This window comes from Brevundimonas sp. KH_025, from assembly GCF_057839885.1.
Window position 1 is genome coordinate 2,163,127 of record NZ_CM174501.1, and the last position, 19,671, is coordinate 2,182,797.

Below are 19,671 nucleotides of genomic sequence, written 5' to 3' on the forward strand. Positions count from 1 at the left end.
AGGGTCAATCGGGGCGCAAGGTGTCCAGCAGGGCCTGACGGTCGCCCCCGAACAGACGGTCCGCCAGCGCCTGGACCTCCCCCTCGACATAGGCCTGACGGCTGACGAGCGCGCGATATTGCTGCCGCCCGTCGTCGCGTTCGGACAGCACCGCCCCCTTGCGCATCAACCGCCCCAACAGGGTCTTGATGGTGGCGTCGCCCCAGGCCTGGGCCGCCTTGACCTCGGCCAGCAAGGCCTTGGCCGAGAGGGGCCCGCGCCGCCACAGGGCGGCCAGCACCTCGCTCTCGGCCTCGGTGATTGGAATTCGGCTCATCAGACCCGCAGCACGGCGCGGTCGATGCGCGCCTCGACAGCCCAGTGGGCGATCACCGCCACCACGCCCGACAGGAGGCCGAGCATCAGCAGCAGCAACGCCTCGGCGATGGCCGGCGCCCAAATCGCCAGACTGGTTTGCCCCACCTGGGCCACAGCCATGAAGCCGGTCAGAGCGATGTAGGCGGCGCCCAGCAAGCTGATCAGCGGCCCGCCCAGCCGCAAGGCCGACAGGAAGGCCGAGCCGCCGGTCAGTCGCGGGCCCGAGGCCAGCTTGACCGCCGCAACCACGACGGCGGCGAGTGTGGCCGCCGCCAGCAGCGCCATGATGATTTTCATGAAGTTGTTGGAGTAGAGAAAGACCTGCCCCATGCCGAACCGTTCGGCGGCGTAGGCCGGGCTCGCAAGGAGCACGAGAGGAAGCGGAACAATACGCAGGACACGAAGCATGGAACCCTCCTGATTACGTTTGTAATCATTGAAGGCTACAAGTGTAATCTGCCTTGTCAATCGCTTTGTCGAAAGGCCGGTCGATCGGCCTCCCGAGACTGACGATTAATCGACCTGCGGAATCGCCTGGCTCAACCGCCCGCCGACGCGGATGGCTTCAACCCGCTTGGCCAGACCCGTGCGGTCATCGGTCTCGACGAAGACGCCGCAGATGGTGGCCGGGCCGCTGGCGGGGACGTAGCGTCCGCCGGAAAGCCGCGTGGTGAAGCGCCGCAGCGGCTCTTCCTTGTCGTTGCCGATGACCGAGTCATAGTCGCAGCAGCCGCCGGCGTCGGTCTGATAGGCCGTGCCGTGGGGCAGGATCTGCGCGTCGGCGGTCGGGACGTGGGTGTGGGTGCCGACGACCAGGCTGGCGCGGCCGTCGCAGAAGTGGCCCATGCCCATCTTCTCGCTGGTCGCCTCGGCGTGCATGTCGACGATGACCGCGTCAGCGACCACGCCCAGGGGCGCGGCCTCCAACTCGCGCTCAACGGCGCTGAAGGGATCGTCCATCGGGTCCATGTGCACCCGGCCCAGGACGTTGATGACCAGCACCCGGCGGCCGTCGGCGGTGACGAAGACGTCGGCGCCTCGCCCCGGCGCGTCCATCAGGCGCGGATAGTTGGCCGGGCGGATCAGGCGCGGTTCGCGCACGATATAGGTCAGGGCCTCGCGCTGGTCCCAGCTGTGATTGCCCAGGGTCAGGACGTCGGCGCCGGCGGCGAAAATCTCGCGCGCCGTGTTCTCGGTGATGCCGAAACCGCCCGCGGCGTTCTCCGCGTTGACCACCACGAAGTCGAGCTTGAGGTCGCGCCTCAGCCCCGGAAGATGATCCGAAAGTCCATCGCGACCGGACTTGCCGACCACGTCACCGAAAAATGCCAGTCTCATAGGACGGCTCTATAGCCCTTCTCGGTCAGAACGCCATGCAGACGCATGTCATGAGCCTCCAGCTTCAGGCGTTCGACCTGCTGCCCGGCATAGGCGAAGCCGACACGCAGCGCGTCCGGCAGGGTCGCGAAGGTCCGGTCGTAATAGCCCCCGCCCTGCCCCAGCCGCCCGCCGTGGGCGTCGAAGGCCAGCAGCGGCGTCAGGATCAGATCGGGCGTGACGGTTTCGGCCAGCGGCAGGGGCGCGGGGCAGCCCGCCGCGTCCAGCTCCAGCGGCTCGCCCGGCGCCCAGGCGCGAAAGATCATGGCCGCGTCGCGCTCGATGACCACCGGCAGGCAGAGGCGGCGGCCCGCCTGATGTAGGGCGATCGCCAAGGCGTCCGTGTCCAGCTCCGACCCCATGGCGCGATAGAGGGCGACCGTCGCGCCGGGCGGCAGGGCCTCGGCGTGACCCGCCGCGCGCTCGGCCGCCTCATTGTCGACCTCGGCCAACCGCTTGCGCAGGGCGCGCATCGAGGAGCGGAGTTCGTGTTTGGTGGTCATGGGCCTTCTCTAACCGAGTTGCGCGAGAACGCCCATCAATCCTCCCCCGTTCACGGGGGAGGGGGACCGCCGACAGGCGGTGGAGGGGGCGGCTGCGGACGCAAACCTCGGCCGGGCGCGCATTCTGCAACTTCTGTTTCGGACAGAGCTTGGCCTCGCCCCCTCCACCATGCTGCGCATGGTCCCCCTCCCCCGCTTCGCAGGGGAGGATCGCCCGCGCTCAAGCAGCGAGCCTCGCGCGGCGAGCGATAGCGCAAAAAGGATGGGGTGGCGGCGCCGCGAGAGCCGTGAAGACGGTTTAAATCCTCTCGACCTGGGTAGCCAGGTGGGCTCCGTATGACCAAGCCCTCGAGCCCGGTCAGGGACAGATCCCTTTGAGTGAATTAAGGTCAGAAGGATATGTTGTCTTCGACGTGAGCCACAGCAGGACCCGCCGTTGGACAAGATAGGCGGTCCGGCGGGTTTCAACAATGGCGGACGACGCCGAAGACCTCAAATCGTCTGGCAGATCTTCTCGATCCGCGCCGCGACCGCGTTCAGGGCCTCGGCCACGCCGTCGCCGGGCGGAGGCGGCGGGGCCTTCTGCGGGCCGTCCTGCACGGCAGGTCCCTGCCCGTTCTCAAGCCGCAGGCGCGCCTCGTGCAGTTCGTCGGCCAGCATCAGCGAGGCCATCAGGAACAGGCGCAGGTCGCCGACATGGCCGACGTCGCCGGCGATCTGGCGCACGTGGGTGTCGAACTGGCGGGCCAGGATGCGGACGCGCTCTTCCTGGCCATCGGCGCAACCGACGGCGTAGGGACGGCCGTTGACCTCTACCGTGACGGTCGCCATCAGCGCGCCTCCTGCTCGGCCAGAACGTCGCGCACGGCCTCGGCGGCGCGGCCCAGGGCCTCGGCCGCGTCGCGGCCCGCGGCCTCAAGCTCGGCGATGCGCACCAGGTCGGCGGCGTTCGACGGGCGCGGCGCGAACAGGTCGTCGTCGGTGATGGCGGGGGCGGTGGCCGGACGCGCCTTCAGCTCCAGCACCTTGCGTTCCAGCAGGGCCAGGGCCTTGTCGATGCGTGTTTTTGCGGCCGTAACGGCGTCCATTGGGGTCCTTTCGTCCAGATTCCGTATAGAACCCGTGCGCGCGTCGGGGTAAAGCGGCGCGCCCCCGCTTTATCCTGTTCCTGAGGAAAGGTCTCGCCGTGACCGACGCCCAAGCCGCATTCGCCAAGCCTTCGCCCAAGCAGATGGCCGACGCCATCCGCGTCCTCGCCATGGACGGGGTCGAAAAGGCCAAGAGCGGCCACCCCGGCATGCCGATGGGCATGGCCGACGTCGCCACCGTCCTCTACTCAAAATTCCTGAAGTTCGACGCGAGCCGCCCCGACTGGGCCGACCGCGACCGCTTCATCCTGTCGGCGGGCCACGGCTCGATGCTGATCTACAGCCTGCTGCACCTGACCGGCTACAAGGACGCGACCAGGGAACAGCTGGAAAACTTCCGCCAGTGGGGCGCCAAGACCGCCGGCCACCCGGAATACGGTCACATGACCGGCATCGAGACCACCACCGGCCCCCTGGGTCAGGGCATCGCCAACTCGGTCGGCTTCGCCCTGGCTGAGCGTCATTTGGCCGCCCGCTTCGGTTCGGACCTGGTGGACCACCGCACCTGGGTCATCGCCGGCGACGGCTGCCTGATGGAAGGCGTGTCGCAGGAAGCCATCGCCCTGGCCGGCCGTCTGAAGCTGAACAAGCTGTGCGTCATGTGGGACGACAACGAAATCACCATCGACGGCAAGGTGTCGCTGTCGGACAACACCGACCAGTTGGCCCGCTTCAAGGCCTCGGGCTGGGCGGTCAAGGCCATCGACGGCCACGACTTCAAGCAGATCCAGAAGGCCCTGGCCTGGGCGACCAAGCAGAACAAGCCGACGCTGATCGCCTGCAAGACCAAGATCGGCAAGGGCGCCGCCACCATGGAAGGCAGCCACAAGACCCACGGCGCCGCCCTGGGCGCGACCGAGATCGCCGCCACCCGCCAAGCCCTGCACTGGCCCTTCGCCCCCTTCGAACTGCCGGAAGGCATCCAGAAGGCCTGGGCCAAGGTCGGCAAGCAGGGCGCCAAGACCCGCAAGGGCTGGGAAGCCCGTCTGCTGAACCACGCCCAGCGCGACGACTTCACCCGCGCCATGGCCGGCGACCTGCCGACCGGCGCCTTCGAGGCCCTGGACGCCAAGCTGAAGGAACTGGTCTCGACCCAGCCCGCCCTGGCCACGCGCCAGTCCTCGGGCGAGGCGCTCGAGACGGTGTTCAACGCCATCCCTGAACTGATCGGCGGCTCGGCCGACCTGACCGGTTCGAACAACACCTTCGTCAAGGACACCCAGATCCTCGACGCGCCCTACTACGCCGGTCGTTACGTCAACTGGGGCGTCCGTGAACACGGCATGGGCTCGGCCATGAACGGCATGGCCCTGCACGGCGGCGTCATCCCCTACGCCGGCACCTTCATGGTCTTCTCGGACTACAGCCGCCCGGCCATCCGCCTGGCCGCCCTGATGGGCGTGCGCGTGGTTCATGTCCTGACCCATGACTCCATCGGTCTGGGCGAAGACGGCCCGACCCACCAGCCGGTCGAGCATCTGGCGGCGCTTCGCGCCATCCCCAACCTGATGGTCTTCCGTCCCGCCGACACTGTGGAGGCGCTGGAGTGCTGGCAGGTCGCCCTGCAGCATAAGAAGACGCCGTCGGGCATGTGCCTGTCGCGTCAGAAGACCCCGGCGGTGCGCCTGACCGACGCGGGCGAAAACCTGTCGCGCAAGGGCGCCTATGAGCTGAAGGCCGCCAACGGCGAGGCGAAAGTCACCCTGTTCGGCACCGGCACCGAGGTTGCTCTGGCGCTGAAGGCCGCCGAAACGCTGGAAGCCGAAGGCACGCCGACCCGCGTCGTCTCTGTCCCCTGCTTCGAACTGTTCGAGCAGCAGCCCAAGGCCTATCAGGACGCCGTCATCGGCCGCGGCACCGTCCGCGTCGCCGTGGAAGCCGCGATCAAGCAGGGCTGGGAACGCTTCATCGGCGAAGACGGCGGCTTCGTCGGCATGTCGTCCTTCGGCGCCTCGGCCCCGGCCGAAGTCCTCTACCGCGAGTTCGGCATCACCGCCGAGGCCGTGGTCGAAGCCGCCAAGGCCCGGCTGTAAGCCTCATGCGCCGCCTCGCCCTCGTCCTCAGCTTCGGCTTGTCGATGGCGGGCGGCGCACCCGTGCTGGCCGAGACCGCCGCCCCCGCAGCGGTCGAGACGCCCGTCGTCATCGGCCACTCCTACGCCCTGCCCTCGACGGTCATGGGCCAGACGCGCCAGATCAACGTCTGGCTGCCGCCCGGCTATGAGCGCAGCGGCCAGACCTATCCGGTCCTCTACGTCCTCGACGGCGGTCAGGATCAGGACTTCCACCACATCTCGGGCATCGCCCAGCTGGGGACCATCGTCGGCACGACGCGCGACGTCATCGTCGTGGGCATCGCCTCGGTGGACCGCCGCAACGAACTGGCCCTGCCGACCGCTGCCCCCGAACTGATCGCCCGCTATCCGACGCAGGGGCAGTCCGACCGCTTCCGCCGCTTCGTCGCCGAGGAGGTCCAGCCCTTCATTGAGGGCCGTCTGCGCACCAACGGCGAGACCGCCCTGATGGGCGAGTCCCTGGCCGGCCTGTTCGTGGTCGAGACCTTCCTGAAGGAACCGCAGATGTTCGACGCCTATGTCGCCGTCAGCCCCAGCCTGTGGTGGGACGGCGGCGTTCTGGCGCAGCAGTCGGGGGCGCATCTGCGCGATCATTCCAACGACCCGCGCACACTGATCCTGACGCTCGGCGACGAGGGCGAGGAGATGCAGACGCCGATGGACGTCCTGACCGCCAATCTGCGCGATCACGCCCTGCCCGGCGTCAACTGGACCTTCACCCCGCGCCCGACCGAGAGCCACGCCACCATCTATCACGGCGCCGCCCTGGACGCCTTCCGCCGCCTCTATGCGGTTCCGACCTCATGAGCCATCTCGGCGCCGTCAGCCTGCTGGTCCGCGACTATGACGAGGCCGTCGCCTTCTATGTCGGCAAGCTGGGCTTCGAGCTCAGCGAGGATGCCGACATGGGCGGCGGAAAACGCTGGGTCCGCGTGACGCCCAAAGGCGGCCAGACCTCGCTGCTGCTGGCCCGCGCTGTGACGCCCGAACAACTGGCCCGCGTCGGCGATCAGGCGGGCGGGCGCGTCTGGCTCTTCCTCTACACCGACGACCTGATGCGCGATCACGCCGCCTGGCTCAAAGCCGGCGTGGTCTTCCGCGAAACGCCCCGTCACGAAGCCTATGGCAAGGTGGTGGTCTTCGAAGACCTCTACGGCAACGCCTGGGACCTGATCGAACCTGCTACCGGAGCCTGACGCCATGAAGATCGGCACGCCGCTTACCGACAACGCCACCCGCGTCATGCTGCTCGGCTCGGGCGAACTGGGCAAGGAGGTGGCCATCGAGCTGCAGCGTCTGGGCGCCGAGGTGATCGCGGTGGACCGCTATCCCAACGCCCCGGCCATGCAGGTGGCGCACCGCAGCCACGTCATTCCGATGACCGACCCTCAGGTGCTGAACGGCCTGATCATGGCCGAGGCCCCGCACATCATCGTGCCGGAGATCGAGGCCATCGACACCGACGTCCTGGCGGCCATCGAGGCGGCGGGGATGGCCCGGGTCATCCCGACCGCCCGCGCCACCCAGCTGACCATGAACCGCGAGGGCATCCGCCGTCTGGCCGCCGAGGAACTGGGCCTGCCCACCAGCCCCTACGCCTTCGCCGGTTCCGCCGAGGAACTGGCGGCGGGGGCCGAGGCCGTCGGCTTCCCCTGCTTCGTCAAGCCGGTCATGTCCTCGTCAGGCAAGGGCCAGTCCTATGTCGAGACCGCCGAGGCCGTAGCCGACGCCTGGGACTACGCCCTGGCTTCGGGCAGGGTCGACACGACGCGCGTCATCGTCGAGGGCCGCATCGACTTCGACTATGAGATCACCCTGCTGACGGTGCGTTCGCTGCGCGACGGGGCGGTGCGAACCGACTTCTGCGCCCCCATCGGCCACCGCCAGCAGAAGGGCGACTATGTCGAAAGCTGGCAGCCCCAGATCATGAGCGAGGCCGCGCTGAAGGCCGCGCAGGAGATCGCCGGCAAGGTCACGGACGCGCTCGGCGGTCTCGGCGTCTTCGGCGTCGAGCTGTTTGTCACGGGCGACACGGTCTGGTTCTCGGAGGTTTCGCCGCGTCCGCACGACACCGGCCTGGTGACGCTGGCGACCCAGACCATGAGCGAGTTCGCCCTGCACGCCCGCGCCATCCTGGGCCTGCCGGTGGATGTCACCCTTCGCGAGCCCGGCGCCAGCGCCGTTATCTACGGCGGCATGGAGGCCGAGGGGGTCATCTTCGAGGGCGTGGCCGAGGCCCTGTCGGTCCCGACCGCCGACCTGCGTCTGTTCGGCAAGCCTGAAGCGTATGAGCGTCGCCGCATGGGCGTCGCCCTGGCGCGTGGGTCCGACACGGATCAGGCGCGCCAACGCGCGGCGGAAGCGGCAGGCAAGGTCCGCGTCGTCAAACCCTGACGCTTCTTTCCTCCCCATTCTATGGGGAGGGGGACCGCGTAGCGGTGGAGGGGCTTCTGCGCCTGAATGAAGCGGCCCCTCCGTCACGGGCGCTGCGCACCCGCGCCACCTCCCCATGGAATGGGGAGGAGAAACGCCGCAACGCTGGCCCTGACTGTAAAATAAACCCGCCGACCTTCGACTTTAGTCGGTTGGCGCCCAGGCCCTAAAGGGTTCAGAAATGCCGAAAGGTCGCACGTAGTCGGCCCGGAGGACCGTTTCGCCATGGGCAAGCTCAAGACCGCGCTAATTTTTGGCGCCATCGCCATACTGGGGGCGGTGGCCCTCGCCGTCATCGCCCTGCATCAGGGCGAGAGCATCAGCGCCGTCTGGATCGTGGTGGCGGCGCTCTGCGTCTACGCCATCGCCTACCGCTTCTACGCCCGCTACCTGGCCGGCAAGGTCATGGGCCTGAACGCGAAACGGCCCACGCCCGCCGTGCGCCATAACGACGGGCTCGACTATGTGCCCACGCCCCGCAACGTCCTGTTCGGCCACCACTTCGCGGCCATCGCGGGCGCGGGGCCTCTGGTCGGGCCGGTGCTGGCGGCGCAGATGGGCTATCTGCCCGGCGTCCTGTGGATCCTGGTCGGCGCGGTGCTGGCCGGCGCGGTGCAGGACATGATGGTCCTGTTCATGTCCACCCGCCGCGACGGCCGCTCGCTGGGCGACATGGTCCGCACCGAGATGGGCCCCATCCCCGGCATCATCGCCCAGGTGGGCGTGCTGATGATCATGGTCATCATCCTGGCCGTTCTGGCGCTGGTCGTGGTCAAGGCCCTGGCCGAGAGCCCGTGGGGCACCTTCACCGTCGCGGCCACCATCCCCATCGCCGTCTTCATGGGTCTCTATACCCGCTATCTGCGGCCCGGCCGCGTGGGCGAGGTCTCGGTGATCGGCGTCGTGTTGCTGATCCTGGCCATCATCGGCGGCGGTCATATCGCGGCTGATCCCTTCTGGGGTCCGGCCTTCACCCTGTCGGGCACGACCCTGGCCCTGGCCATGATGGCCTATGGCTTCGTCGCCTCGGTCATTCCGGTCTGGCTGCTGCTGGCGCCGCGCGACTACCTGTCCACCTTCCTCAAGATCGGCGCCATCGTCGCCCTGGCCGTCGGCATCCTGATCGTGCGCCCGCATATCCAGATGCCCGCCATCACCCCCTTCATCGACGGCTCCGGCCCGGTCTTCTCCGGCGCCCTCTTCCCCTTCCTGTTCATCACCATCGCTTGCGGCGCCGTCTCGGGCTTCCACGCCCTGATCTCGTCGGGCACCACGCCCAAGCTGCTGGAGAACGAGAACCAGATCCCGCTGATCGGCTATGGCGCCATGCTGTGCGAGAGCTTCGTGGCCATCATGGCCCTGATCGCCGCCACGGTGCTGGACCCGGCCGTCTATTTCGCCATGAACAGCCCGGTCGCGGTGATCGGCGACAACGCCGTCTCGGCCGCCGCCGCCGTGGCCCAGTGGGGCTTCCACATCACCCCCGGCGAGCTGGAACAGCTGGCTCGCGACGTGGGCGAGCACTCCATCCTGTCGCGCGCGGGCGGCGCGCCTACCCTGGCCGTGGGCATGGCCCACATCCTGTCGGGCGTCATCGGCGGCAAGGCCATGATGGCCTTCTGGTACCACTTCGCCATCCTGTTCGAGGCCCTGTTCATCCTGACCACGGTCGACGCCGGCACCCGCGTCTGCCGCTTCATGATCCAGGATCTGCTGGGCGTCGCCGTGCCCAAGATGCGCGAGACCAAGTCCTGGACCGCCAACGTCGTGGCCACGGCCCTGACGGTCGGCCTGTGGGGCTATTTCCTCTACACCGGCGTGGTTGACCCGCTGGGCGGCATCAACAGCCTGTGGCCGCTGTTCGGCATCGCCAACCAGATGCTGGCCGCCGTCGCCCTGATCCTCGGCACCGTGGTCCTGTTCAAGATGAAGCGCGAGCGCTTCGCCTGGGCCACGGCGGTCCCGGCGGTCTGGCTGCTGATCTGCACCCTGACCGCCGGCTTCCAGAAGCTGCTGCATTCCGACGTCAAGATCGGCTTCCTGGCCCATGCCCGGAAGTATCAGGAGGCCCTGGCCGCCGGCGACATCCTGGCCCCGGCCAAGACGGCGGGCGACATGCACCGGATCATCATCAACGACTACGTCAACTCGGCCCTGACGGCGGGCTTCCTGTTCGTGGTCCTGACCATGGTGGTCTATGGCGTCCGCGCCTGCCTCAAGGCCCGTCAGAACAGCCAACCCACCGTGGTCGAACAGCCCGCCGCCCACGAACTGACGCTGGCGGACGAAGCCATGGACGCGGCCCGTGCCTAGGCCCTCGCCTCAGAGCGCCCCGACCGGCGAAGGCGCAGACCTGCTCTGCGTCTGCCGGGATGCGCTGATGCGGTGGGGCAAGGACGCCCGCCGCACCGCCAGCCTCATGGTCGGCCAGCCCGACTATGAGGTCTATGTCGCCCACGCCGAGGCGACCCACCCGGACCAGCCGCCGCTGGACCGCACCGCCTTCTTCCGCCTGCACGAACAGCGGCGCTTCGGCGCCGGCGGCGCCTTCCGCTGCTGCTGAGACCTTACCGCGAGTTCACTCGCCAAGACCGGGCGACGGCATAAGGTGGCGGGCATGAAAGCGCCCGCCAACGCCCTCGGCCTTGCCGCCGCCCTGCTCCTCGCCGCCTCGCCCGCGTTCGCGCGACAGGCCGAGGCCCCCGCCGCGCCGCGCGTCGTCGTCGGCCAGGTCGCCGCCGCCATCCGCGACGCCTATTTCGATCCCGCCAAGGCCGAAACCATCGCCGCGGCGCTGGAGGCCGAAGCCGCCGCGGGCCGCTACGACGGCCTGACCGATCCGCGCGACCTGGAAACGGCGCTGACCGCGCGGCTTGAACCCTACGATCAGCATTTCAGCGTCAGCCGACCGACGCTCTCGACGCCCGCCCAAATCCCATCGGCGATGGCTTCGTCGGGCCTCGCCCCGGTGCCCTTCCCCGTGGTCGCCGCCCGTGGAGGCCAGGGCTTCCGCGCGGTTCAGATCCTGCCCGGCAATGTCGGCCTGATCGACATGCGCTTCTTCGCCGACTTCGAAGGGGCCGACGATCCCGCCCGCAAACAGGTCGACGCTGCCCTTCAACTGATCTCCGGCGCCGACGCCGTCATCTTCGACCTGCGCCACAATGGCGGCGGCTCGCCCGCCATGGTCGGCTATCTGGTCAGCGCCTTCGTCGGGCCGGACGCCGACGTCTACAACCGCTTCCGCTCGCGCGAGGGCGAAAGCAGCGAGGCCCCCGCCCAGCCCTACGCCGCGCCGCGCGTGGACGTGCCGGTCTATGTCCTGATCAGCGCCCGCACCGGTTCGGCGGCCGAGGCCTTCGCCTATACGCTGCAGGCCGCCAGGCGCGCGGTCATCGTCGGCGAGACGTCGGGCGGCGCGGCCAATCCGGGCGGGCCGGCGACCACGCCGTCGGGCTATCGCGTCTTCATCTCGACCGGTTCGCCGACCAATCCCCTGACCGGCGCCAACTGGGAACAGGTCGGCGTCCGTCCCGACGTGGCTGTCCCCGCCGAGGACGCGCTGGAGACGGCCTGGAAAGCCGCCCTCGCCGGGCAGTCGACCGCCGCCCCCGCCGCCGCGACCGAAGCCGCCTGGGTGCGCGAGGCCCTGGACGCCCCCGCCGCCCCGTTCGACGCAGCCGCCTACCTCGGCGCCTACGGCAACTCGGAGGTTCGCGCCAGCGACGACGGCCTGACCTGGCGGTCCGAGCGCCGCCCGGCATGGCGGCTGCGCCCCTTGTCGCCCGACCTCTTCTTCGATGTGAACGAGCCTTATCGCCGTATCCGTTTCCTGCGCGACGGCGAAGGACGCGTCACGGGGTTGGAAGTTCTCGACAGCCAGACAGGCTCCAGCCGGCTGCTGCGACGCTCCGCCTAGGTTCGCTTTCGGTTACACCCGAACACACCTTGTTATGGCGGCGGGGTTGAATCGAGACGCCGATAGTCCGAGAAGGCATCCAAACAAACTTGCCCTTGCTCAGGAGACCTCCCCATGACCGTTCGCGTCGCCATTAACGGCTTCGGCCGCATCGGCCGCCTTGTGCTTCGCTCGATCGTCGAGCATGGCCGCACGGACATCGAAGTCGTGGCGATCAACGACCTGGGTCCGGTCGAGACCAACGCCCACCTGTTCCGCTACGACTCGGTGCACGGCCGCTTCCCGGGCACGGTCACGACGGGCGAGGACTGGATCGACGTCGGCACCGGCAAGATCAAGGTCACGGCCGAGCGCGACCCGGCCAACCTGCCGCACGCCGAACTGAAGGTGGACATCGCCCTGGAATGCACGGGCATCTTCACCTCCAAGGAAAAGGCCTCGGCCCACCTGACCGCCGGCGCCAAGCGCGTCCTGATCTCGGCCCCGGCCGACGGCGTCGAGAAGACCATCGTCTTCGGCGTCAACCACGACATCCTGACGGCCGACGACATCGTGGTGTCGAACGCCTCGTGCACCACCAACTGCCTGGCCCCGATCGCCAAGGTTCTGCATGAACTGGTCGGCATCGAGCGCGGCTACATGACCACCATCCACGCCTACACCGGCGACCAGCCGACGCTGGATACGATGCACAAGGACCTGTATCGCGCCCGCGCCGCCGCCCTGTCGATGATCCCGACCTCGACCGGCGCCGCCAAGGCCGTCGGCCTGGTCCTGCCGGAACTGAAGGGCAAGCTGGACGGCTCGTCGATCCGCGTCCCGACCCCGAACGTCTCGGCCGTGGACCTGAAGATCGTCGCCGCCCGCGCCACCACCAAGGAAGAGGTCAACGCCGCCCTGCAAGCCGCCGCCGACGGCGCCATGAAGGACGTCCTGGTCACGACCAACGACGCCCTGGTCTCCTCCGACCTGAACCACGTCGCCGCCTCCTCGACCGTCGCCCTGCCCCAGACCCAGGTCATCGACGGCACCCTGGTGCGCGTCCTCAGCTGGTACGACAACGAATGGGGCTTCGCGACCCGCATGAGCGACACCGCCCTGGCGATGGCGAAGTTCCTCTGATCCGGCCTCGCGCCTGACTGACTGCCGACCTATCAAGGGGCTCTCGCCGATCGGCTGAGGGCCCCTTGTTTCAAGACGATGGGCCAAGGCCCGACATTCCAAAGACGGATCTTCCAAATGACCTTCCGCACCCTCGACGACGCCGCTGACCTGTCCGGCCAGACCGCTCTGGTCCGCGTGGACTTCAACGTGCCGATGGAGGGCGGCAAGGTCACGGACGACACCCGGCTGAAGGCCGCCCTGCCGACCATTCACCGCCTGCGCGAAGCCGGCGCCAAGGTGGTGCTGCTGGCCCACTTCGACCGGCCCAAGGGCGAGCGCGTGGCCTCGATGAGCCTGCGCCCGGTGGTCGAGCCGCTGGAGCTGCTGCTGCACGGCCCCGTCCGTTTCGCCGACGACTGCGTGGGCGATGAGGCCAAGGCCGCCGTCGCCGACCTCGACGCGGGCGGCGTCCTGCTGCTGGAGAACGTCCGCTTCCACAAGGGCGAGGAAAAGAACGACCCGGCCTTCGCCGCCCAGCTGGCGGAACTGGGCGACCTCTACGTCAACGACGCCTTCTCGGCCGCGCACCGCGCCCACGCCTCGACCGAAGGTCTGGCCCGCCTTAAGCCCGCCTACGCCGGCGAGGCGATGAAGCGCGAGCTTCAGGCGCTCGACGCGGCGCTGGGCAATCCGCAGAAGCCGGTCATCGGCATCGTCGGCGGCGCCAAGGTTTCGACCAAGCTGGACCTGCTGAAGAACCTGGTCGCCAAGCTGGACTACCTGGCCATCGGCGGCGGCATGGCCAACACCTTCCTGCACGCCCAAGGCGTCGATGTCGGCGGTTCGCTGTGCGAGAAGGACCTGGCCGACACCGCGCTCGAAATCATCGAGGAAGCCCGCCAGAAGGGCTGCGAGCTGCTGCTGCCGGTCGATGTGGTCGTGGCCAAGGGCGTGAAGCCGGGCGTGGACTCGGGCGTGCGCGCCCTGGACCGCATCGCCGCCGACGACCTGATCCTGGACGCCGGTCCCGAGACTGTCGCCCGTCTGGCGCGCGCCATGGACCTGTCCAAGACCCTGATCTGGAACGGCCCGCTGGGCGTGTTCGAGGTCCCGCCCTTCGACAAGGCCACGGTTGCAGCGGCGAAGCACGCCGCCGAACTGGCCCACGCCGGCAAGCTGGTCGCCGTGGCCGGCGGCGGCGACACCGTCGCGGCCCTGAACCACGCGGGCACGGCCGACGACATGACCTTCGTCTCCACCGCCGGCGGCGCCTTCCTGGAATGGATGGAGGGCAAGGTCCTGCCGGGCGTCGAAGCCCTGCGCGCCTAGAGCGAAATCGGTTGGAATGCGGATCGCATTCCAACCCAGATATTCGCTCCAGCATCATGCGGAGAGCCTGATTCACGGCATCGGCGGAATCGCGAAGCGATTCCTCCTCAACCGATCAGGCTCGAGACCGATCCCCGTCCTTCTCACCGAGAAGGACGGGATTTTGACCAAGCGGGTCAGTCGGCGCGGAAGACCTGACCGCTCTTCATCACGAAGCGCACGCGCTGCAGTTCGGTGACGTCGCTCAACGGGTCGCCCGACACCGCGATCAGGTCGGCGGGCATGCCCGGCGCCAGGCGACCGGCCTCGTTGGCGATCTTCAGGTGCTCGGCGGCGCCGACGGTGGCGGCCTGGATGGCCTCCAGCGGGGTCAGGCCGGCGCGCACCAGCAGCACGAACTCGCCCGCATTGTCGCCGTGGGCCGAGACGCCCGAGTCGGTGCCAAACGCAATGCGGACCCCGCCCTCATGGGCGCGACGCGCCATGTCCAGCATCTTGGGCCCGGCTTCCAGCGCCTTGGCGGTCTGGGCGGGGCTGAAGAAGTTGTCGGGGCTGGCGGCCACGCGCGCCACAAAGTCCCCGGCCATCAGGGTCGGCACCAGCCAGGCGTCATGCTGTTTGAACAGACGCATGGACTCGTCGTCCAGATAGGTGCCGTGCTCGATGGAATCCCCGCCCGCCTTCAGGAAGGCGTTGATGCCGTCGACGCCGTGGGCATGGGCCGTGACCTGACGTCCCATGCGGTGGGCCGAGGCGACGATGGCGGCCAGTTCGTCCTCGCTGAACTGCTGGGCCAGGCCCGCCGCCGTATTGGACAGGACGCCGCCGGTCGCGGTGATCTTGATGATGTCGGCGCCGCTGCGGACCTGCAGCCGGACGGCCCGCATGCAGTCCTCGACGCCCGAACAGACGCTTTCCGGCGACAGGACATGCATGATGTCCTCGCGATAGCCGTTGATGTCGCCATGCCCGCCATGAACCGACACGGCCGAGCCCGAGGCGATGATGCGCGGCCCCGGCACGTCGCCGCGCCGCACGGCGTCGCGCAGGGCGAAGATGGCCTCGTTGCTGGCCCCCAGGTCGGCGACGGTGGTGAAGCCGGCGTTCAGGGTGCGGCGGGCGTAGCGCGCGCCGATCATGGCCTGGGTGGCTTCGGACTCCGTCACATTGTCCAGACGCGAGGTCGGGCTCTGCTGGCTGGTCAGGTGAACGTGGCTGTCGATGAGGCCGGGCAGGACGAAGGCGCCGCGCAGGTCGACCACTTTTCCATCGCCGACGAAGCCGTCGCGGATTTCGACGACTTGGTTCCCTCTGATCACGAGAGTTTTATCGCGAAGCACGCGGCCGCTGGCCGGATCGGCCAGAAGCCGCCCCACTTGAACGAACGTCGTCGGCTGTTCGGTGGAAACCGAAGAGGCCGCAGGGGCTTGTTGCGCCTGCGCCGAGGTGGCCGTCAGAACGGCGGCGGCCACAATCAGAGCCAGTTTCTTCATCGGTCCCTCCCAGAACATCCGCCGTCACCTTAGACGCTGGGACGCTTTCGCCAAGGCTCAGGTTGCGTCGTTACGGACCTTTGTGAAACAAGCCGATACAGTTGTTTAAATCGTGCGAGGGGCGTCGCATGCGGCTTTCCAGACGTGGCTTGATCTTGGGCGGTTCGGCCCTGCTGGCGGGGTGCTCCTCCGCCGCCTCCACCGTTCAGCTCGCCGGCGCCGCGCCTGCCAGCCTTCCCGTCGTTCCGGTCCCGACCGCAACGCCTCGGCCGGCTTCGATCGCCACGGCGAGCGGCCCCGCCATCGACCCGCACGGGATCGTCCGCAAGGATCTGCTGGAGCGCGCCCGCGCCGCGCTCGACACCCACGGTCGCAAGATCAGCAAGCGCGACCGGATGTATCTGGTCGATTTCCAGAAGTTCTCGGGCGAGGATCGCCTGTACGAAGTCGACCTGGAAGGCGGCTGGGTCACGGCCTATCGCACCAGCCACGGTCGCGGCTCCGACCCGGCGCACTCGGGCTTCGCCCAGCGCTTCTCGAACGAGATGGACAGCCACATGTCCTCGATCGGCGCCTACGCCACGGCCGGCGCCAACTGGGGTTCGCAGCAAGGGCCGAACGTCCTGCTGGACGGGCTGGAATATTCCAACGATAGGGCGCGCGAACGGGCCATCATCATCCACGGCGCCGACTACGCCGACCCGGCCTTCCTGGCCCGCGAAGGCAAGCTGGGCCGGTCCTACGGCTGCTTCTCGGTGTCCCACGCCGACCTGGTTCCCCTGCGCGAACGCATGGGCGAGGGCCGGCTTCTGTTCGCCATGACCTGAACCTTAAGGAGCCGCTTAACGCGGCTCCATGAGTCCCAGAGCCGCTTCTTAGCGCGGCTCCAGCGCGCGCCAGCCGATGTCGGTGCGGTGGAAACCGCCGGGCCAGTCGATCTTGGCGATGGCTTCGTAGGCGCGAGCGCGCGCCTCGGCGACGTCGACGCCACGGGCGCAGACGTTCAGCACACGCCCGCCGGCGGCCACCAAAGTCCCGTCTTCGCGCTTTCTGGTCCCCGCGTGGAAGACCTGGACGTAGGGGCCGAAGTCCTGATCCGCGCCGCGAATGACCGAGCCTTCCAGCGGGCTGTCGGGATAGCCCTTGGCCGCCAGAACCACGGTGATGACCACGCCGTCCTTGAAGCGGGGCGCCGGGGCCTTGGTCAGGTCGCCGCGCGCGCAGGCCAGCAGCAGGGGCACGATGTCGCCGTCGAAGCGCATCATCAGCACCTGGCACTCCGGGTCGCCGAAGCGGGCGTTGAACTCGACCACCTTGGGGCCTTCGCTCGTCGCCATCAGCCCGGCGTAAAGGACGCCGCGATAGGGCGCGCCCTCGGCGGCCATCATGCGGATGGTCGGCTGCACCACGCGCTCGTCAGCCTGCTGCACCAGTTCCGGGGTGAAGACCGGCGCCGGGGAATAGGCGCCCATGCCGCCCGTGTTCGGCCCCATGTCGCCGTCGAAGGCGCGCTTGTGATCCTGCGCCCCGCCGAACAGGACGGCGCGTTGGCCGTCGCACAGGGCGAACAGCGAGCCCTCCTCGCCGTCCATGAACTCCTCGATCACCACGCGCGATCCGGCCGAGCCGAAGCGCCCGCCCAGCATTCGCTCGATCTCGGCCTCGGCGTCCGCCTTGTCGGGGCTGATGGCCACGCCCTTGCCCGCCGCCAGACCGTCGGCCTTGATGACGTAGGGCGGCTTGAACACGTCCAGCGCCGCCTTGGCGTCCGCCACGCGGTCATAGACGCCGTAGCCGGCGGTCGGAATGTCGTGCCGCTCCAGGAAGGCCTTGGAGAAGGCCTTGGAGGTCTCCAGCTGCGCCGCCTTGGCGGTCGGGCCGAAGCAGGGAATGCCCACGGTGTTGAGCCGGTCGGCCAGGCCCTCGGCCAGCGCCGATTCCGGCCCGACCACGACCAGGTCCGCCTTCATCTCGCGCGCGAGGGCGACCAGGGCCTCGACGTCGGTCGCCTTGATCTCCGGCTTCAGCTCGGCGTGCTTCGCCATGCCGGGATTGCCGGGCGCGGCGACAAGCCGCTTGACCAGCGGCGACTGGGCGATCTTCCAGGCCAGGGCGTGCTCACGCCCTCCGGATCCGACGAGCAGAATGTTCATGCGTGCGCAATGACCGCCCGCGCCGCGCGGGTCAAGCGGGGGAAAGGGTTAGCGGCCTAAAGCAGGGCCAGGCCGACGTAGATGAGCAGGCCCAGCAGCAGGATGACGAACACCGCCAGCCAGGGGCTGACGGCCGGGGCGTTGCTGCGACGCGACAGGTCGTCCTCGCGCGGCGCGCGTTCGGCGGGATCGGTTCCGGGCGGATCGGCGGGTTCCATGGCTCCGCTAACGGTCGGACCGCCGCCCCGTTCCCGCCGCCCGCCGCAGAGGCTAAGGTAGCGCCATGAGCTTTGACGACGACTATGCTTTCGAAGGCCCCGCCGAGGCGCCCGCCGCCGCGCGCGACAACAATCCGCCCCTGTCGATCTCGGAGCTCAGCTTCGCGCTGAAGCGCACGCTGGAGGACCGTTTCGGCCACGTCCGCCTGCGCGGCGAGATCTCCAAGGTGAACCGCCACGCCTCGGGCCACGTCTATCTGACGCTCAAGGACGACAAGGCGGCCATCGACGGCGTGATCTGGAAGGGCGTGGTCAAGGGCCTGGGCGCCCAGCCGGAAAGCGGACTGGAAGTCATCGTCACCGGCAAGATCACCTCCTACCCGGCCCGGTCCTCCTATCAGATCGTCATCGAGAGCATGGAGCCGGCCGGCGCCGGCGCCCTGTTGGCCCAGCTCGAACGGCTGAAGGCGCGCCTGCGCGACGAGGGCCTGTTCGAGCCGACGCGCAAGAAGCCCCTGCCGACCTTCCCCGCGACCATCGGCGTCATCACCAGCCCGACCGGGGCGGTGATCCGCGACATCCTGCACCGCATCGCCGAACGCTGGCCCTGCCGCGTCATCGTCTGGCCGGTGGTGGTTCAGGGCGACGCCGCCAGCGGTCAGGTGTCGAACGCCATTCGCGGCTTCGACCAGATGACACCGGACGGGCCGATCCCCCGCCCCGACCTGCTGATCGTCGCGCGCGGCGGCGGCTCGGTCGAGGACCTGTGGTGCTTCAACGACGAAGCCCTGGCCCGCACCGTGGCCGAGGCCCGCATCCCCATCATCTCGGCCGTGGGGCACGAGACCGACACCACCCTGATCGACTTCGTCTCCGACCGCCGCGCCCCGACGCCGACCGGCGCCGCGGAGATCGCCACCCCGGTCCTGGCCGACCTGCGCTGGGCGCTGAGCGATCTGGAGGCGCGTCTGGCGCGGGCGGGATCGCGTCTGCTGGAGGATCGCCGCACCCGCCTGCGCGCGGCCGCCCGCGGCCTGCCCGCCCGCCCCGAGGACCTGCTGGCCCTGCCGCAGCAACGCCTCGACCACGCCGCCAGCCGTCTGGGTTCGGGCCTGCATCGCAATGTCGCCGTGCATGAGCGTCAGTTGGCCGTCGTCGGCGGACGTCTGTCGAAAGGCCTGCTGGACCGCGCCATCGAGCGGCGCGGCGACCGTCTGGCCGCCTACGCCGACCGCTTCGGCCCGGCGATGAAACGGCGGCTGGACCGCGACGAGACCCGGCTGGCCGCCCTGTCGCGGGCGCTCGCCACGCTGGACCCCAAGCGGCCCAAGCCCGGCTTCGCCCGCATCGAGGACGAAGCCGGCGCCATGATCGCCTCAGCCGCCGCCCTGTCGCCCGGCCAGGCGGTGCGCATCGTCTTCGGCGACGGCGCGAAGGATGCGACCATCGACGGCGAGGGCGCCGCGCCGCGCCCCGTCGCACCGTCGGCTCCCAAGCCTACGCCGCGTCCCAAGGCCCCGACGGCAGGCCAGGGCGACCTGTTCTAGTGCCTTTCCTCCCCAC

Annotated in this window: 20 protein-coding genes and 1 other RNA gene; 11 read left to right on the top strand and 10 right to left on the bottom strand. The window is 69.0% G+C overall.

Annotated features, from left to right (window positions below):
* Positions 1–4: 4 nt before the first annotated feature.
* From AC3IS2_RS10675 to AC3IS2_RS10705, 7 genes are all read right to left on the bottom strand, one after another.
* Entirely contained in the window at positions 5–316 is a 312-nt protein-coding gene (locus tag AC3IS2_RS10675) for a BlaI/MecI/CopY family transcriptional regulator (RefSeq protein WP_489197733.1), read from the bottom strand.
* Complete coding sequence (locus tag AC3IS2_RS10680; RefSeq protein ID WP_489197735.1) at positions 316–765, bottom strand: MotA/TolQ/ExbB proton channel family protein; 450 nt, start codon at positions 763–765, stop codon at positions 316–318. The genes AC3IS2_RS10675 and AC3IS2_RS10680 overlap by 1 nt, the downstream gene beginning before the upstream one ends.
* Positions 766–870: 105 nt before the next feature.
* Complete coding sequence (locus tag AC3IS2_RS10685) at positions 871–1,695, bottom strand: TIGR00282 family metallophosphoesterase (protein WP_489197737.1); 825 nt, start codon at positions 1,693–1,695, stop codon at positions 871–873.
* The gene (locus AC3IS2_RS10690; RefSeq protein ID WP_489197738.1) at positions 1,692–2,237 is read right to left on the bottom strand and encodes a 5-formyltetrahydrofolate cyclo-ligase; all 546 of its coding nucleotides are present in this window, start codon (positions 2,235–2,237) and stop codon (positions 1,692–1,694) included. Before AC3IS2_RS10690 ends, AC3IS2_RS10685 begins: the two co-directional genes overlap by 4 nt.
* A 269-nt stretch (positions 2,238–2,506) precedes the next feature.
* Positions 2,507–2,667: non-coding RNA, 6S RNA (gene ssrS, locus AC3IS2_RS10695), on the bottom strand.
* A gap of 62 nt (positions 2,668–2,729) precedes the next feature.
* Complete coding sequence (locus AC3IS2_RS10700; RefSeq protein WP_489197739.1) at positions 2,730–3,068, bottom strand: cell division protein ZapA; 339 nt, start codon at positions 3,066–3,068, stop codon at positions 2,730–2,732.
* Complete coding sequence (locus tag AC3IS2_RS10705; protein ID WP_489197740.1) at positions 3,068–3,325, bottom strand: hypothetical protein; 258 nt, start codon at positions 3,323–3,325, stop codon at positions 3,068–3,070. The genes AC3IS2_RS10700 and AC3IS2_RS10705 overlap by 1 nt, the downstream gene beginning before the upstream one ends.
* Positions 3,326–3,468: 143 nt before the next feature.
* Between AC3IS2_RS10705 and tkt the strand changes: the two genes are divergently transcribed.
* The 9 genes from tkt to AC3IS2_RS10750 all read left to right on the top strand — a co-directional run bounded on the left by tkt (position 3,469) and on the right by AC3IS2_RS10750 (position 14,244).
* Positions 3,469–5,418, top strand: coding sequence for a transketolase (tkt, locus tag AC3IS2_RS10710; RefSeq protein ID WP_489200145.1), 1,950 nt, complete (start codon positions 3,469–3,471; stop codon positions 5,416–5,418).
* A gap of 5 nt (positions 5,419–5,423) precedes the next feature.
* The gene (locus AC3IS2_RS10715) at positions 5,424–6,266 is read left to right on the top strand and encodes an alpha/beta hydrolase (RefSeq protein ID WP_489197741.1); all 843 of its coding nucleotides are present in this window, start codon (positions 5,424–5,426) and stop codon (positions 6,264–6,266) included.
* On the top strand, positions 6,263–6,655 hold the full coding sequence (locus AC3IS2_RS10720; protein WP_489197742.1) for a VOC family protein: 393 nt from the start codon (positions 6,263–6,265) through the stop codon (positions 6,653–6,655). Before AC3IS2_RS10715 ends, AC3IS2_RS10720 begins: the two co-directional genes overlap by 4 nt.
* 4 nt (positions 6,656–6,659) lie before the next feature.
* Complete coding sequence (gene purT, locus AC3IS2_RS10725) at positions 6,660–7,853, top strand: formate-dependent phosphoribosylglycinamide formyltransferase (RefSeq protein WP_489197743.1); 1,194 nt, start codon at positions 6,660–6,662, stop codon at positions 7,851–7,853.
* A gap of 264 nt (positions 7,854–8,117) precedes the next feature.
* Positions 8,118–10,205: a carbon starvation CstA family protein gene (locus tag AC3IS2_RS10730; RefSeq protein ID WP_489197744.1), complete on the top strand. Its 2,088-nt coding sequence runs from the start codon at positions 8,118–8,120 to the stop codon at positions 10,203–10,205.
* A complete protein-coding gene (locus tag AC3IS2_RS10735; protein ID WP_489197745.1) occupies positions 10,198–10,455 on the top strand; it encodes a YbdD/YjiX family protein in 258 nt (85 codons plus the stop codon). Before AC3IS2_RS10730 ends, AC3IS2_RS10735 begins: the two co-directional genes overlap by 8 nt.
* Positions 10,456–10,509: 54 nt before the next feature.
* Positions 10,510–11,811: a S41 family peptidase gene (locus AC3IS2_RS10740; RefSeq protein WP_489197746.1), complete on the top strand. Its 1,302-nt coding sequence runs from the start codon at positions 10,510–10,512 to the stop codon at positions 11,809–11,811.
* Between the two features lie 114 nt (positions 11,812–11,925).
* A complete protein-coding gene (gap, locus tag AC3IS2_RS10745) occupies positions 11,926–12,933 on the top strand; it encodes a type I glyceraldehyde-3-phosphate dehydrogenase (RefSeq protein ID WP_489197747.1) in 1,008 nt (335 codons plus the stop codon).
* 117 nt (positions 12,934–13,050) lie between these two features.
* Positions 13,051–14,244: a phosphoglycerate kinase gene (locus tag AC3IS2_RS10750; protein ID WP_489197748.1), complete on the top strand. Its 1,194-nt coding sequence runs from the start codon at positions 13,051–13,053 to the stop codon at positions 14,242–14,244.
* Between the two features lie 176 nt (positions 14,245–14,420).
* On the opposite strand, the gene AC3IS2_RS10755 is transcribed toward AC3IS2_RS10750, so the two are convergent.
* Positions 14,421–15,737 carry a metal-dependent hydrolase family protein gene (locus AC3IS2_RS10755; RefSeq protein WP_489197749.1) on the bottom strand — a complete coding sequence of 439 codons (1,317 nt, stop codon included), beginning with the start codon at positions 15,735–15,737 and terminating at the stop codon, positions 14,421–14,423.
* Positions 15,738–15,865: 128 nt separating this feature from the next.
* On the opposite strand from AC3IS2_RS10755, the gene AC3IS2_RS10760 reads away from it, so the two are divergent.
* The gene (locus AC3IS2_RS10760) at positions 15,866–16,564 is read left to right on the top strand and encodes a murein L,D-transpeptidase catalytic domain-containing protein (RefSeq protein WP_489197750.1); all 699 of its coding nucleotides are present in this window, start codon (positions 15,866–15,868) and stop codon (positions 16,562–16,564) included.
* 48 nt (positions 16,565–16,612) lie between these two features.
* Here the strand turns inward: AC3IS2_RS10760 and purD are convergent, their stop codons facing one another.
* Positions 16,613–17,890 (bottom strand): phosphoribosylamine--glycine ligase, encoded by a 1,278-nt coding sequence (purD, locus tag AC3IS2_RS10765; RefSeq protein WP_489197751.1) that lies wholly within the window; start codon positions 17,888–17,890, stop codon positions 16,613–16,615.
* Between the two features lie 56 nt (positions 17,891–17,946).
* Positions 17,947–18,108 carry a hypothetical protein gene (locus AC3IS2_RS10770; protein ID WP_431563955.1) on the bottom strand — a complete coding sequence of 54 codons (162 nt, stop codon included), beginning with the start codon at positions 18,106–18,108 and terminating at the stop codon, positions 17,947–17,949.
* A gap of 65 nt (positions 18,109–18,173) precedes the next feature.
* Between AC3IS2_RS10770 and xseA the strand changes: the two genes are divergently transcribed.
* Complete coding sequence (gene xseA, locus AC3IS2_RS10775) at positions 18,174–19,655, top strand: exodeoxyribonuclease VII large subunit (protein ID WP_489197752.1); 1,482 nt, start codon at positions 18,174–18,176, stop codon at positions 19,653–19,655.
* Positions 19,656–19,671: the final 16 nt, after the last annotated feature.

What these genes read in the sequence shown, in the direction of transcription:
- AC3IS2_RS10705 (WP_489197740.1), bottom strand. Translation starts at nt 3,325, where the DNA reads ATGGACGCCGTTACGGCCGCAAAAACACGCATCGACAAGGCCCTGGCC.
- purD (WP_489197751.1), bottom strand. Translation starts at nt 17,890, where the DNA reads ATGAACATTCTGCTCGTCGGATCCGGAGGGCGTGAGCACGCCCTGGCC.
- AC3IS2_RS10685 (WP_489197737.1), bottom strand. Translation starts at nt 1,695, where the DNA reads ATGAGACTGGCATTTTTCGGTGACGTGGTCGGCAAGTCCGGTCGCGAT.
- xseA (WP_489197752.1), top strand. Translation starts at nt 18,174, where the DNA reads ATGAGCTTTGACGACGACTATGCTTTCGAAGGCCCCGCCGAGGCGCCC.
- AC3IS2_RS10690 (WP_489197738.1), bottom strand. Translation starts at nt 2,237, where the DNA reads ATGACCACCAAACACGAACTCCGCTCCTCGATGCGCGCCCTGCGCAAG.
- AC3IS2_RS10680 (WP_489197735.1), bottom strand. Translation starts at nt 765, where the DNA reads ATGCTTCGTGTCCTGCGTATTGTTCCGCTTCCTCTCGTGCTCCTTGCG.
- AC3IS2_RS10720 (WP_489197742.1), top strand. Translation starts at nt 6,263, where the DNA reads ATGAGCCATCTCGGCGCCGTCAGCCTGCTGGTCCGCGACTATGACGAG.
- AC3IS2_RS10770 (WP_431563955.1), bottom strand. Translation starts at nt 18,108, where the DNA reads ATGGAACCCGCCGATCCGCCCGGAACCGATCCCGCCGAACGCGCGCCG.
- gap (WP_489197747.1), top strand. Translation starts at nt 11,926, where the DNA reads ATGACCGTTCGCGTCGCCATTAACGGCTTCGGCCGCATCGGCCGCCTT.
- AC3IS2_RS10750 (WP_489197748.1), top strand. Translation starts at nt 13,051, where the DNA reads ATGACCTTCCGCACCCTCGACGACGCCGCTGACCTGTCCGGCCAGACC.
- AC3IS2_RS10740 (WP_489197746.1), top strand. Translation starts at nt 10,510, where the DNA reads ATGAAAGCGCCCGCCAACGCCCTCGGCCTTGCCGCCGCCCTGCTCCTC.
- AC3IS2_RS10700 (WP_489197739.1), bottom strand. Translation starts at nt 3,068, where the DNA reads ATGGCGACCGTCACGGTAGAGGTCAACGGCCGTCCCTACGCCGTCGGT.
- AC3IS2_RS10715 (WP_489197741.1), top strand. Translation starts at nt 5,424, where the DNA reads ATGCGCCGCCTCGCCCTCGTCCTCAGCTTCGGCTTGTCGATGGCGGGC.
- AC3IS2_RS10675 (WP_489197733.1), bottom strand. Translation starts at nt 316, where the DNA reads ATGAGCCGAATTCCAATCACCGAGGCCGAGAGCGAGGTGCTGGCCGCC.
- AC3IS2_RS10730 (WP_489197744.1), top strand. Translation starts at nt 8,118, where the DNA reads ATGGGCAAGCTCAAGACCGCGCTAATTTTTGGCGCCATCGCCATACTG.
- AC3IS2_RS10755 (WP_489197749.1), bottom strand. Translation starts at nt 15,737, where the DNA reads ATGAAGAAACTGGCTCTGATTGTGGCCGCCGCCGTTCTGACGGCCACC.
- AC3IS2_RS10760 (WP_489197750.1), top strand. Translation starts at nt 15,866, where the DNA reads ATGCGGCTTTCCAGACGTGGCTTGATCTTGGGCGGTTCGGCCCTGCTG.
- tkt (WP_489200145.1), top strand. Translation starts at nt 3,469, where the DNA reads ATGGCCGACGCCATCCGCGTCCTCGCCATGGACGGGGTCGAAAAGGCC.
- purT (WP_489197743.1), top strand. Translation starts at nt 6,660, where the DNA reads ATGAAGATCGGCACGCCGCTTACCGACAACGCCACCCGCGTCATGCTG.